10 protein-coding genes are annotated in these 12,962 nt (G+C 66.4%); 4 read left to right on the top strand and 6 right to left on the bottom strand.

Features of this window, described 5'->3' with window-relative positions:
• Positions 1 to 92 precede the first annotated feature (92 nt).
• Genes FIV42_RS01875 through pdeM form a run of 4 tightly spaced genes read left to right on the top strand, consistent with a single transcriptional unit; the run spans position 93 to position 5,851 of the window.
• Positions 93 to 1,157, top strand: coding sequence for a ligase-associated DNA damage response exonuclease (locus FIV42_RS01875; protein ID WP_141196024.1), 1,065 nt, complete (start codon positions 93 to 95; stop codon positions 1,155 to 1,157).
• Entirely contained in the window at positions 1,154 to 2,800 is a 1,647-nt protein-coding gene (locus FIV42_RS01880; protein ID WP_141196025.1) for an ATP-dependent DNA ligase, read from the top strand. Before FIV42_RS01875 ends, FIV42_RS01880 begins: the two co-directional genes overlap by 4 nt.
• Positions 2,801 to 2,804: 4 nt before the next feature.
• Positions 2,805 to 5,219, top strand: a complete 2,415-nt coding sequence (locus FIV42_RS01885) for a ligase-associated DNA damage response DEXH box helicase (RefSeq protein ID WP_141196026.1) — start codon at positions 2,805 to 2,807, stop codon at positions 5,217 to 5,219.
• Complete coding sequence (gene pdeM, locus FIV42_RS01890) at positions 5,201 to 5,851, top strand: ligase-associated DNA damage response endonuclease PdeM (protein WP_141196027.1); 651 nt, start codon at positions 5,201 to 5,203, stop codon at positions 5,849 to 5,851. Before FIV42_RS01885 ends, pdeM begins: the two co-directional genes overlap by 19 nt.
• A 252-nt stretch (positions 5,852 to 6,103) precedes the next feature.
• Here the strand turns inward: pdeM and FIV42_RS01895 are convergent, their stop codons facing one another.
• The 6 genes from FIV42_RS01895 to FIV42_RS01920 form a co-directional block, all read right to left on the bottom strand.
• Positions 6,104 to 7,426, bottom strand: a complete 1,323-nt coding sequence (locus FIV42_RS01895) for a serpin family protein (protein WP_141196028.1) — start codon at positions 7,424 to 7,426, stop codon at positions 6,104 to 6,106.
• A 431-nt stretch (positions 7,427 to 7,857) separates the two neighbouring features.
• Positions 7,858 to 8,712 (bottom strand): mechanosensitive ion channel family protein, encoded by an 855-nt coding sequence (locus FIV42_RS01900; RefSeq protein ID WP_141196029.1) that lies wholly within the window; start codon positions 8,710 to 8,712, stop codon positions 7,858 to 7,860.
• A gap of 111 nt (positions 8,713 to 8,823) precedes the next feature.
• The gene (locus FIV42_RS01905) at positions 8,824 to 10,305 is read right to left on the bottom strand and encodes an NHL repeat-containing protein (protein WP_141196030.1); all 1,482 of its coding nucleotides are present in this window, start codon (positions 10,303 to 10,305) and stop codon (positions 8,824 to 8,826) included.
• Positions 10,306 to 10,531: 226 nt separating this feature from the next.
• Positions 10,532 to 11,563: a hydrogenase expression/formation protein HypE gene (gene hypE, locus FIV42_RS01910; RefSeq protein ID WP_141196031.1), complete on the bottom strand. Its 1,032-nt coding sequence runs from the start codon at positions 11,561 to 11,563 to the stop codon at positions 10,532 to 10,534.
• 43 nt (positions 11,564 to 11,606) lie between these two features.
• A complete protein-coding gene (gene hypD / locus FIV42_RS01915; RefSeq protein ID WP_141196032.1) occupies positions 11,607 to 12,692 on the bottom strand; it encodes a hydrogenase formation protein HypD in 1,086 nt (361 codons plus the stop codon).
• Complete coding sequence (locus FIV42_RS01920) at positions 12,689 to 12,952, bottom strand: HypC/HybG/HupF family hydrogenase formation chaperone (RefSeq protein ID WP_141196033.1); 264 nt, start codon at positions 12,950 to 12,952, stop codon at positions 12,689 to 12,691. The genes hypD and FIV42_RS01920 overlap by 4 nt, the downstream gene beginning before the upstream one ends.
• Positions 12,953 to 12,962 lie beyond the last annotated feature (10 nt).

Genomic DNA, 12,962 nt, shown 5'->3' on the forward strand with positions numbered 1-12,962 from the left:
CGTTGTTCTGACGGTCCGAACGCTACTCCTCTGCCCTCTTTCGCATCCTACTCACGACGCCCATCGCTTCTCCGCGCACACGGCGCCCGTCGATGACACAAGAACTACGTCAAACGCCCCTGCTCCGCCCGGCCCGAGGCGGCCTGTACTGCAAGGTGGGGGGCTTTTATATCGATCCGGAAGAGCCGGTCGACACGGCCGTGATCACTCACGCCCACAGCGACCACGCGCGCCCGGGCCACCTTATCTATTACGCCACGCGCGAGTCGCTGCCGCTGCTCGAGCGCCGCGTGTGGACGGCCGAGCAAGCCGCGTCGCCCGACGAGCCGCGCCCGCATATCCAGCCGGTCGAGTACGGCGAGTCGTTCGTGCTCGGCGAAGCCAAAGTGTCGCTGCACCCGGCCGGCCACCTGCTCGGCTCGGCGCAGGTGCGCGTCGAGCACGAGCGAGATGGAACGAGCGAGGTCTGGGTCGTCTCGGGCGACTACAAGCGCGGCGAAGACCCGACGTGCAGGCCCTTCGAGCCGGTCGAGTGCGACGTCTTCATCACCGAGGCGACCTTCGCCCTGCCCATCTACCGCTGGAGGTCGACCCGTGAGGTCGTCTCCGACATCTACGATTGGTGGGAGGAGAACCGGCGCGAGGGGCGCACCTCGGTGCTCTTCGCCTACTCGCTCGGCAAGGCCCAGCGCGTGCTCGCCGAGCTGACGCGGTTCACCGACCGGCGCGTGCTGCTGCACGGCGCGCTCGTCGATTTCGTCGACCTGTACCGCGACGCGGGCGTCGAGATGCCGCCGACCAAGTACGTCACCGAGATGGACACCTCGACCGACTTCTCCGGCGAGCTCGTCATGGCGCCGCCGTCGGCGTTCGCGTCGAGCTGGATGAAGCGCTTCGGCGACTACCGCACCGCGTTCGCCTCGGGCTGGATGCGCGTTCGCGGCATCAAGCGCCGGCGCGGCTACGACACAGGCTTCGTGCTCTCCGACCACGTCGATTGGCCCGAGCTGCTCCAGTCCATCGAAGACGTCGGCGCGCGGCGCGTGCTGGCGACCCACGGCAAGACCGAGGCGCTGGTGCGCTACCTGCGCGAGGAGCGCGGGCTCGACGCCTGGGGCTTGGAGTCCGCCTACGTCGACGGAGGACCCTACGCATGAGACGATTCGCCGACCTGTACGACGCGCTCGACATGACGACGTCGACCAACGCCAAGGTGGCCCACCTGGTCGACTACTTTTCGCAGGCCCCGTCCGAAGACGCCGCCTGGGTCATCTACTTTTTGATGGGCCGGCGCTTCAAACGCCCGGTCACCACGACCCAGATGCGCGAGTGGACCTACGCGCTGGCCGACGTCCCCGAGTGGCTCTTCGACGAGAGCTACTACAGCGTGGGCGACCTCGCCGAGACGATCTCGCTGGTGCTCGACGCGGCCGGACTGCTGCGCCCAAGCGACAACAAGAGCGACAACAAGAGCGACAAGGATGAGGAGGACCAGGAAGACCTGCCGCTGACCGCCTGGGTCGAGCGCCTGCTCACGCTGCGCGACCTCGACGAGGAAGCCCAGAAGGACGCGGTCACCGGCTGGTGGACGAGCCTCGACATGCGCGGGGTCTACCTGCTCAACAAGCTCTTGATGGGCTCGATGCGCGTGGGCGTCTCGGCGGGGCTGGTCACCCGCGCGCTGGCCAAGTTTACCGGCCACGACAAGGCGACCATCTCGCACCGTCTGATGGGCCAGTGGGAGCCGTCGGCGGAGTTCTTCGCCGGGCTGCTCGCCGAGGACACCGCCGACGCCGACCGCTCGCGGCCCTACCCTTACTTCTTGGCCTCGCCGCTCGAGCAAGACCCGCAGGAGCTCGGCGAGCCCGAGGACTGGCTCATCGAGTGGAAGTGGGACGGCATCCGCGGTCAGCTCATCAAGCGTGACCACCAGGTCTTTTTGTGGTCGCGCGGCCAGGAGCTCGTCACCTCGCGTTATCCCGAGCTCGAAGAGGCGGCGCAGTTTTTGCCCGACGGCGTCGTCATCGACGGCGAGATCATGGCGTGGGAGGACGGCGAGCCGCTCCCCTTCTCGAAGCTGCAAAAGCGCATCGGTCGAAAGCGCGTCACCGCCAAGCTGCGCGAGGAGATCCCGGTCGCCTTCGTCGGCTACGACCTGATGGAGTATGAGGGCGAGGACGTGCGCGAGCGCCCCATCGAGGAGCGTCGCGAGCTGCTGGAGAGCTTCTTTGCGAGCACCCACGAGCGCTTTCGCCTCTCGGAGATCGTCGAGGCCGCCGACTGGGAGACCTACGCCGAGCTGCGCGAGACCTCGCGGGAGCGCAAGGTCGAGGGCTTTATGCTCAAGCGCCACGGCTCGCCGTACCGCACCGGGCGCACCCGCGGCGACTGGTGGAAGTGGAAGGTCGACCCGTACACCATCGACGCTGTCTTGATGTACGCCCAGGCGGGCCACGGCCGCCGCGCGAGCCTCTACACCGACTACACCTTCGGCGTGTGGACCGACGACGGCGCGCTGGTGCCCATCGCCAAGGCCTACTCGGGCTTGTCCGACAAAGAGATTCGCGAGCTCGACTCGTGGGTGCGCTCGAACACGCTCGAGCGCTTCGGCCCGGTGCGCTCGGTCGAGACCGAGCACGTCTTCGAGATCGCGTTCGCCGGCCTGCGCCCCTCGAACCGGCACAAGTCGGGCATCGCGGTGCGCTTTCCGCGCATCGTGCGCTGGCGCCACGACAAGGCTCCCTCGGCCGCCAACACGCTGGGCGACGTCGAGGAGTTGCTCGAGTTCCACCACGGCTGACTCCATGCACCACGCACTCACAACTTGGTTTACCGAGCACGTCGGCGAGCCCTACGGCTTCCAGCGCGCCGCCTGGGAAGCGCACGCCGCCGGCGAGAGCGGGCTCATCCACGTGCCTACCGGCGCGGGCAAGACCTACGCGGCTTACCTTCCGGCGCTCTCGGAGGCCATCGAGGGCAAGTCTCGCGGATTGCGGGTGCTCTATATCAGCCCGTTGCGGGCGATGAGCCGCGACCTGGCCGCCGCGCTCACCGCGCCCGTCGAGGACCTCGACCTCGACGTCGACGTGGAGACGCGCACCGGCGACACCTCCTCGTCGGTGCGGCGGCGCCAGCGCAAGAGCCTGCCGAACGTGCTGGTGACCACGCCCGAGTCGCTGTCGCTCTTGATGAGCTACGCCAACGCCGAGAGGCTCCTGGGCGGCGTCAAGACGGTCATCGTCGACGAGTGGCACGAGCTCGTCCACACCAAGCGCGGCACGCAGGTCGAGCTCGGCCTGGCCCGGCTGCGGCGCTGGGCGCCCGAGCTCAAGACGTGGGCGCTGACCGCGACGCTGTCGAACGTCGACGAGGCCGCGGAGGCGGCCGCGGGCCGCGGGAGCGCGCCCACGATCATTCGCGCCGACCTCGAGCGGCCCATCCACGTCGAGACGGCCATCCCCGAGCATATCGACGCCTTTCCGTGGCACGGCAATTTGGGGCTGAAGATGCTCCCGGCGGTGCTCGACACCATCGAGCGCGGCCGCTCGACGCTCGTCTTTACGAACACGCGCTCGCAGGCCGAGCAGTGGTTCCACGCCATATTGGAGGCGCACCCCGAGCTCGCCGGGGCCATCGGGCTGCACCACGGCTCCATCGACCGCAAGCAGCGCGCCTTCGTCGAGCAGGGGTTGAAGAGCGGCGAGTTCGAGGTCGTCGTGGCGACCTCCTCGCTCGACCTGGGCGTCGACTTTTCGCCGGTCGACCGGGTCGTGCAGATCGGCTCGGTCAAGGGCATCGCCCGGCTCATCCAACGCGCCGGCCGCTCCGGGCACCGGCCGGGCGCGGCGTGTCGGGTGCTGTGCGTGCCCACCAACGCGCTGCAACTCTTCGAGTTCGCCGCCGCCCGCCGCGCCGTCCACGCCGGCGAGCTCGAGCCGCGTCGCTCGATGCAAAAGCCGCTCGACGTCCTCGCCCAGCACCTGGTCACCTGCGCGCTGGGCGGCGGCTTCGAGGCCGACGCGCTCTTCGACGAGGTGCGCGAGTCGGTCGCCTACGCCGAACTCACCCGCGCGGAGTTCGACGCCGCCCTGGCGCTCGTCGAGCACGGCGGCGAGACGCTCAAGAACTACGACTTCTTCCAACGCGTCGACCATGTCGACGGCCGCTACGTCGTCGAGAGCCAGCGCGTGGCGCGCCACCACCGCTCGAGCATCGGCACCATCACCTCCGACCCGTCGGTCCAGCTGCGCTACACCAACAACAAGCGGCTGGGCACCGTCGAGGAGTCGTTCATCTCGCGCGTCAAGAAGGGCGACCGGTTCGTGTTCGCCGGGCGTGTGCTCGAGCTCGTCCACTTTCGCGACCTGAAGGCCTACGTGCGCCGCGTCGACGGCTCGCCGACGCGCGTGCCGCGCTGGATGGGCGGCAGGCTCCCCATCTCGACGTCGCTCGCGAGCGCGCTTCGCCACACCCTCGAGCAGGTGCGCGACGACCGCCTCGACACCCCGGAGCTCGTCGCAGCGCGCCCGCTCATCGACGCCCAGCGCGAGCTGAGCGCGCTGCCCGGCGCGGGCACCCTGCTTGTCGAGCGCATGGAGTCGCGCGAGGGTCACCACTTGTTTCTGTACCCCTTCGAGGGTCGGCTGGTGCACGAGGGCCTGGCGGCACTGTTCGCCCTGCGCCTGGGGCGCGTCGAGCGCGGCACCTACACGCTGTCGGCCAACGAATACGGCGTCGAGCTGCTCAGCCCCGAGCCGATTCCCTTCGAGCGAGCCGTCGAAGCCGGCCTCTTCGACACCGCCAACCTGCTCGACGACGTGCGCGAATCGATCAACGTCGGCGAGCTCGCCAAGCGTCAGTTCCGAAGCGTCGCGCGTGTGGCCGGGCTGGTCTTCGACGGCTACCCCGGCTCGCGCAAGACGAACCGCCAACTGCAGGCGAGCGCCGGGCTGCTCTACGACGTCTTCGACCGCTACGACCCCGACAACCTCTTGCTCGACCAATCGCGCAAGGAAGTCCTCGAGCTGCACTTCGAGCAGACCCGACTCGCCGACACCTTGCGCCGGCTGGCCGACGCCGAGTTGCAGGTCGTCGACGTGCCGCGTCCCACGCCGCTAGGGTTCCCGCTGCTCGTCGAGCGCACGGCCGCGCAACTGTCGACCGAATCGCTCCGCGAGCGCATCGAACGGATGAAGAGAAAATGGATGCAAGTCGACTAGATATCGACCTCGCAGGCGAGCGCCTGGTGCTGATGGGCGAGCGCGCCATCTGGTGGCCCGAGCGTCGCACTCTGCTGGTCGCCGACGTCCACCTGGGCAAAGAGGAGACGTTTCGCCGCCAAGGGGTCCCGCTGCCGCGCGGGGGCCTCGACGAGACCCTCGACCGGCTCACCGCCTGCGTCGGGGCGACCGACGCCGAGCGACTCGTGGTGCTGGGCGACCTCGTCCACGCCCGCTCCGGGCTGACCGACGAAGTGGTCGCCAACGTCGGCGACTGGCTCGACGGGCTCGGCGCCGAGCTCGTGCTCGTGCGCGGCAACCACGACCGACACCTGACCGACGCGACGTCGAGCTGGCAGATGGAGGTCGTCGACGAGGTGCTCGTCGAGGGCCCGTTCGTGCTGGCGCACGAGCCGGTCGAGGATGGGCACGGCTATGTCTTGGCCGGACACCTGCACCCCACGGTGCGCCTGCGCGCCGGCGGCGACACGCTTCGACTGGCGTGTTTTTGCTTCGACGAAAAGGTGGGGATGCTGCCGGCGTTTACGCCGTTTTCGAATGGGCCGGTGCACAAAAAAGCCGCCGGGCGGCGGCTCTTTGCGGTGGCTGATGGGGAGGTGTTTGGATTGTAGGTCGGCGGTTCGTTTTTTGCTGCGATGGTCGCCTTGCGGAAGAGTCACGCCATCTATTTGGGGCGCGCTGAACGACGCGCGATAAAGATTTTGGGGCTGCGTATCGCGACGGCGTCTCGACTCGCTGCGCTAAAAGGCTGCGTTTTGCGGAGGCGTCTCAACTCGCAGCCCCTATGTCCTTATCGCGCGTTTTCCAGCGCGCCCCATTTAGATGGCGCTTCTAATCTGCAAGGCGACCGTCACCGAACTCACTCACGCCGTCGGGTCGACAATCCGACCCATAAACAAGATGCTGCCGGTCTGATTGTCGCGAATCATGAAGATGAACGGCTTGTCCGCCCGGAACTCCACGGGAGTGGGCGGGACCGACGTTTCGCCGACGACGACCGCGGTGGCCGCAGCCGCCTCGGTGCCCTCTTCGTCGACCGCCACGAACGCTTTATGTACCACGTCGGTGATGGCCAGGCCGACTTGGCCGGTCATGCCCGAGAAGTCGGCGTTCTGGAACGGCGCGACCATGCCCATGTCCTGCAGGATGCCGGTGAGCATCAGCGGGGCTTCGAACTCGAATTTGGGGAAGGTCAGCTTCACGCGCTCGCTGGCAAGCGCCGCGTCGACCGCGTCGAGCTTGGACGCGTCGAAGCTACTTTCGAAGGTCGCCAGGTCGTCGGGGAGGATGACCAGCATGGAGACGTCGCCGCCGTCGTACGGAAGCTGCACGGCCCGGTAATCACCCATGTCGGCGTAGGGGAACTGGGCGGTCTGCTGCATCAGATCGGCGGTGACCGTCGAGCCGTCGCGCAGCGTGAAGTCGCCCTGCGAGGTCATCTGCTCGTCGAACGCGCTCAGCCAGGAGGCCTTGAAGTAGATGGCGTTGGTCAGCACCAGACGCGTTCCCTGGGTGATGGTGCCCTGCGGCAGCAGGTTCTTGATGCGGTCTTCGGTCTCGTCCTCGACCCAGGTGTTGATCGTCTGGCGCGACGCCTCGGTCTCTTCGATGAAGTCGAGTGTGCGCAGCCCGGCGCCGTAGTTGACCGCGAGCGTGTCCAGAAAGTCGGACTCGAAGTGGTAGTCCTTCTGGCCCCAGATGGAGTTCGCCACGCTCAACTGGAACGGCTCGGACTCTTCGTTGACCGGCTCTTCGGCCAGGTCCATCAGGTGCAGATCGAGCCAGTTGAACGCCGGGTGAAGCCGGTCCTGCGGCAGGTCGTAGTGCATCACCTGCGCCATCTCGGTGGCCGTGTCGTTGCGCGCGCCGGCGTAGGTCATCGCCAGCGCGATCGAGATGCTGTGCGGCGAGTAGAAGATATTGTCCTCTTCGTCGGCCACCTCGGCGTACAGGTCGAGCGCGAAGGCGGTGTTGCCGTCGACGAGCGTCTCCTGGTCCGCCTGCGGCACCTGCGGATTCGTCAGCCGCTGCTTGTCCGAGCGCGCCTCGCCGAAGTCCGACGGCGCGTTGTTGTTGGCGTTGTTGTCGGCGGGGTTGTCGTCGGCCGCCCCGCCGCACGCCGCCGAGGAGGCCGCGAGCGCCAGGCTCAACAGAAGAGTCGCGAGTTTGTTCATTTGGGCATTCATCGTCGTACTCCGAATTCGTGGTCGGGTTCGGAACCATCCAATCGTTACGCCCGAGATTGTTTGCACGACACGTGCCAACAACAAAACCGCCTGTGCGCGGCGCACAGGCGGTCGGTCTGTCGAGGCGTTTGAGATTTCTTGATACGCCCTCAGAAGTTTGAGGTGCGTTTTGTGTTGTTCGGTGGCCTTGCAGAGTAGTGACGCCTGCTACATGGGGCGCCCTGAACTGCGGGCGTTAAGGACATAGGGGCTGCGTATCGCGACGGCGTCTCGACTCGCTGCGCTAAAAGGCTGCGTTTTGCGGAGGCGTCTCAACTCGCAGCCCCTATGTCCTTATCGCGCGTTTTCCAGCGCGCCCCATGTAGATGGCGCTTCTACTCTGCAAGGCCGCCGTCATCGACAACTCAACTGCAAGGCCGCCGTTAACGACATTACGCCGCCTGCGGCGACTCGACCTCGTGCAGAAAGACGTCTTGGGCGGGGTACGGAATTGAGATGCCCTCTTCGTCGCAGCGAAGCTTGATCTGCTCGAGCAGGTCGGCGCGTACGCCCCAGTAGTCCTCGTTCTTGACCCACGGGCGCACGTCGAAGTTGACCGAGCTGTCGGCGAGCTCCTTGACGCGTACCACGGGCGCGGGCTCCGAGAGGACCTTATCGTGCGAGGTCAGGATCTCCATGAACAGGTTCTTTGCCTGCTTGATATCGTCGTCGTAGCCGATGCCGGCGACCAGGTCGATGCGGCGAAGCTCCGCTTCGGTGAAGTTCGTGATCGCCTTGCCCCACACCTGCGAGTTGGGAATCGTGATGATCTTGTTGTCGCCGGTGTTGAGCACCGTCGACACGAGCGTCATGTCTTTGACGGTGCCCTCGATGCCACCGACCTGCACGTAGTGGCCGGTGTCGAACGGACGGTAGAAGAGGAGCAAGAAGCCCGCTGCGAAGTTCGACAGCGTGTCCTTGAGCGCGAAACCGATGATGAGACCGCTGGCGCCCAGACCGGCGATGATCGCGGCCGTGTCGACCCCGAGCGTGTCCAGCCCGACGATGACCGCCAAGATGATGACGGTCTTGCGCGTGACGTTGATGATGAAGTTCTTGAGCAGCGGCGACGGCTGCACCTTCGAGCGGTCGATGCCCTCCTGAACGATGCGTCCGACGATGCGGGCGAGGATCCAGCCGGCCAGCAGAATCAGTAAGAAGACGCCGAATTTGACGGCGAGGTCGAGGCCCTCGGTCACAATCCAGGCTTGGATGGTTTCGGTGGAGAGTGCATCCCAATTAGGCATCTGTCGCTTCCTATACTTCGATGTTGATGTGTCGGTCGATGTTTGGCGGCATAACCGCTAGCACGAGGATGCGCGAACAATCAATTGAGTCTGCGGAGATGATGACCTGACTCACGGCGCCGGCAAGGTGAGCAAGAACAAGTCGGCGGCGTCGCCCGAGGCCGCCCAATGGTCGTCGGTGTCGAAGTCGGCCGTTCCCTCAAAGCTGCCGAAGACGACCGGCGCGCCCTGTGCAGTCACAGCTACGGCGTCGGCTCGGACCTCGTCGGCGCCGCCATAAGACTCACTCCACAGGTAGTCGCCCTCGGAGTCGAAGCCTGCCGCAAAGGCGTCCTTGCCGCCCCTGCTGCGGTGGTTGAGGCCGCCGAAGTAGGCCCTTCCCTCGAAGGTTCCGACCATGCTGATATTGTCTTGGGGGCCGACGGCGACGTCGTGGGCGCGGTCTTCCATGCCGTTGTCCCAATGCCCTCCGTAGTGTTCGCCCCACTGAAACTCGCCGGTGCTGCCGTCGAAGCGAATCACGAAGATCTCTTCATCGTTATTCGTCTCCGCCAACAAGCCGTTCCCGTTGCCGAAGTGCAGCCTCAAGTTGAAGTACCCCACGGCTATCACATTGTCCTGAGAGTCGACGGCCAGCCCTGTCGTGACATCGTCGAACTCGTCGCCGAAGTTCTGCCCCCATACGAAGTCGCCATCAGCGGTCCACTTTGTGACAAAGCCGTCCGGCGTGTTCTCGCCCAGGCGAACGCCGTCGCCAAGGTCGATTTCCGCGCGAAAGGAACCGCCGATGAAGATATTGTCTTGGGAGTCGACCACGATGTCGCGGCCCACGTCGGGCGCGCGGGCACCGACGCTTTTGCTCCACAGATGACCGCCTCCCGTATCGAGCTGGAGCACAAAGCCGTCCGAGTCAGTCGCGTGATCAGAATCGGTGGCCAGCTCGCCGCCGCCGAAGTCGACAGCATGCACGAAAAGGCCGGTGACGAGCACGCGGTCCTGCGAGTCGACAGCGACCGCCCGTGCGCCATCTTCGCCCGCTGCGCCATAATGATGACTCCACAGGTGTGCACCGTTCGGGTCGAATTTGGCGACGAAGATGTCCGAAGCACCTGCACTGGTGACGGCGCCGCCGCCGAAGTCAGCCGTATCGCCAAACTCGCCGACCAGTACGATGTTATTCTGTGAGTCGACCGCCAGCCCGTGGCCCATGTCGGCGGCGCTGCCTCCGAAGCGCTTGCTCCACAGGTGGTTGCCGTCGGCATCGAACTTCGCCAGGAAGACGTCGCCCTCGCCGGCGCTGGTGAGCGCACCGCCGCCCAGGTCGAGCGACTGCGTGAAGTTGCCGGTCACGAAGATATTGCCCTGCCCGTCGACGACCACGTCGCCGGCGCGCTGGGCACCGTCGCCCTGGATGTGCTTCCTCCAAGTCGGGGTCTCAGGCCCTTCCGTATCCGCGACGTCTTCGGAAGAGATGTCTGGAGTGGTGTCGAGGTCCGACGCGTCCGAGGCATCGTGTAGATCCGACGCGTCAGTGGCGACATCGTCCGGCGAGGTGTCACCGTCCGATGCATCGCCGACGGAGGTGTCCGCCACGGAAGAGTCGCGAGACGAGCCGGAGTTGTCGTCCGAGCAGCCGGTTGAGGGAAGGGTCAACACACACGCGAGGAACAAACAATACCACTGCGACTTTTGGAGAAACAAAACTCACCGCCATTTCGCTCAGATATACAATTATCTAATCAACACAAGGCGCCGAGTGTACGAGAATAGGCCCCCCGACTCAAACCAAACGAAAAGTGTGGCGGCTCGGCTCTAAGCCTCAACAGATGCGCGGCAGTTGCTCCCCGCTGAGGAGGTCGAGCACGCGCCGCGTACCGAAGGCGTTGCGCCCCACCACGAGCGCGCGGTCGTCGCCCGTGACCTCGCCGATGACGCGCGCCTTCTCGCCGGGCGCGAAGCCACGCATCACCTCCGCGGCGCGCGCCGCGTCTTCGGGCGCGACGAAGGCGACCATGCGCCCCTCGCAGGCGACGTAGAGCGGGTCGAGCCCGAGCATCTCGCACGCCCCGCGGACCACCTCGTCGACGGGGACCGCGTCCTCTTGAATCTCGATGCGCCGTCCCGCGGAGGCGGCGATTTCGTTGAGGCAGGTGGCCAGGCCGCCGCGGGTGAGGTCGCGCAGGCAGCGCACCGAGATGCCTGCGTCCAATAGCGCGTGGACCATCGCGACGAGTGAGGCCGAGTCGCTCTCGATGGGCGCCTCGAACGCAAGCCCCTCGCGGTGGGCCATCACGGCGACGCCGTGGCGGCCGACGTCGCCGCTGACGACGATGGCGTCCCCGGCCTCGACCGCCGACGGGTCGACGCGCAGCCCCGACGCGACGACGCCCACGCCGGTAGTGTTCAGGTAGATACCGTCGCCCTTGCCCCGGTCGACCACCTTCGTGTCGCCGGTGACGATGCGCACGCCGGCGGCGTCGGCCGCGTCACGCATCGAGCAGACGATGCGCCACAGTTTCTCCATCTCGAGGCCCTCCTCGAGCACGAAGCCGACGCTCAGGTAGCGCGGCCGCGCGCCGGCCATGGCGAGATCGTTGACCGTGCCGTGGATGGCGAGCGAGCCGATGTCGCCGCCCGGGAACTCGAGGGGCTTGACGACGTAGGAGTCGGTCGTCATGGCGAGGCGGCCGGCGTCGAGGTCGAGCACGGCGCTGTCGTGGGTGCTCTGGAGGCCGATGCCTTCGAACGCGGTCTTGAAGACCTTGTCGATGAGTCCTTGCATGAGGCGCCCTCCTCCGCCGTGGGCGAGGAGGATGCGGGGGTAGTCTTTGATGGGGAGGGGGCAGGGCATTTGCTTGGGTTTGGGGGTTTAGGGGTTTGGGGGTTCAGGGCGTCTAGAGGTTTCTGAACTTGTAGTAGGCGGCGCATGCGCCTTCGGTCGAGACCATCGGGGCGCCGAGCGGGTGCTCGGGGGTGCAGTTTTTGCCGAATGCGGGGCACTCGCGCGGTTTTTTCACGCCGCGCAGGATCTCGCCGGCGATGCATTCGGTCGATTCTTCGGTGGGTTCGTCGGCGAAGGCGAACTTGGCGTCGGCGTCGAAGGCGGCGTAGTCGGCGCGCAGCCGGAACCCGCTCGTCGGGATGGAGCCCAGCCCGCGCCAGTCGCGGTCGGCGACTTCGAAGACATCTTCGATGACTGACATCGCCGCCGGGTTTCCGCCCTCGCGAACCGAGCGGACGTATTGGTTCTCGCACTCGGAGCGGCCCTCCTCGAGCTGCGCGATGCACATGTCGATGCCCTGCAACAAGTCGAGCGGCTCGAAGCCGGTGACGACGATGGGCACGCGGTGGCGCGCGGCGATGGGGGCGTAGGCTTGCGTGCCCATGACCGTGCACACATGGCCGGCGGCCAGGAAGCCTTGGACGCGGTTGTCGTCGGCGGCGAGGATCGCCTCCATCGCCGGGGGGACGAGGACGTGGGAGACCAAGAGCGAGAAGTTGTCGAGGCCGCGGCGCTTCGCCTCTTTGACGGCCATGGCGTTCGCCGGCGCGGTCGTCTCGAAGCCGACGGCGAAGAAGACGACCTGTGCGTCGGGGTGCTTTTCGGCGACCTCGACGGCGTCGAGCGGCGAGTAGACGACGCGTACGTCGCCGCCGGCGGCTTTGACCGACAAAAGGTCGCGCCCCGAGCCGGGCACGCGCAGCATGTCGCCGAAGGAGCACAAGATAACGCCGGGGCGCGCCGCCAACTCGAGCGCGCGGTCGATGCGCTCGACGGGGGTAACACAGACCGGGCAGCCCGGGCCGTGCACGAGCGTGATTTCGTCGGGGAGCATCTCGTCGATGCCGAAGCGCACGATGGCGTGGGTCTGACCGCCGCAAATCTCCATGATGGTCCACGGGCGGGTCACGCGGCGAGCGATCGATTTGGCGAGTGTGCGCGCAGCTTTCGGGTCGCGGTATTCGTCCAGGTACTTCATTCGGAGCCTCCGGCGCGGTCGGGATCGAGCTCGTCGAGGTCTCCGATTTCGTCGAGGTAGGCGAAGACGCGTTGCGCCTCATCCTCGTCGACCGTGCTGATGGCGAAGCCGACGTGGACGATGACGTAGTCGTCGACCTGGGCTTCGGGGACGTAGGCCAGGCAGACCTCACGGAGGGTGCCGCCGAACGAGACGCGGCCCATCCGAAGGGGCGCTTCGGCCTCGATGGAGACAATTTTTCCGGGGATGCCTAGGCACATTAGTTTTGGT

Origin of the sequence: Persicimonas caeni (assembly GCF_006517175.1) — a bacterium.
Lineage (GTDB): Bacteria > Myxococcota_A > Bradymonadia > Bradymonadales > Bradymonadaceae > Persicimonas > Persicimonas caeni.

Excerpts from the sequence above, each read along its gene's own strand:
- FIV42_RS01885 (WP_141196026.1), top strand. The coding sequence starts at position 2,805 with ATGCACCACGCACTCACAACTTGGTTTACCGAGCACGTCGGCGAGCCC.
- hypE (WP_141196031.1), bottom strand. The coding sequence starts at position 11,563 with ATGCCCTGCCCCCTCCCCATCAAAGACTACCCCCGCATCCTCCTCGCC.
- FIV42_RS01880 (WP_141196025.1), top strand. The coding sequence starts at position 1,154 with ATGAGACGATTCGCCGACCTGTACGACGCGCTCGACATGACGACGTCG.
- FIV42_RS01875 (WP_141196024.1), top strand. The coding sequence starts at position 93 with ATGACACAAGAACTACGTCAAACGCCCCTGCTCCGCCCGGCCCGAGGC.
- hypD (WP_141196032.1), bottom strand. The coding sequence starts at position 12,692 with ATGAAGTACCTGGACGAATACCGCGACCCGAAAGCTGCGCGCACACTC.
- FIV42_RS01920 (WP_141196033.1), bottom strand. The coding sequence starts at position 12,952 with ATGTGCCTAGGCATCCCCGGAAAAATTGTCTCCATCGAGGCCGAAGCG.
- FIV42_RS01895 (WP_141196028.1), bottom strand. The coding sequence starts at position 7,426 with ATGAATGCCCAAATGAACAAACTCGCGACTCTTCTGTTGAGCCTGGCG.
- FIV42_RS01900 (WP_141196029.1), bottom strand. The coding sequence starts at position 8,712 with ATGCCTAATTGGGATGCACTCTCCACCGAAACCATCCAAGCCTGGATT.
- pdeM (WP_141196027.1), top strand. The coding sequence starts at position 5,201 with ATGGATGCAAGTCGACTAGATATCGACCTCGCAGGCGAGCGCCTGGTG.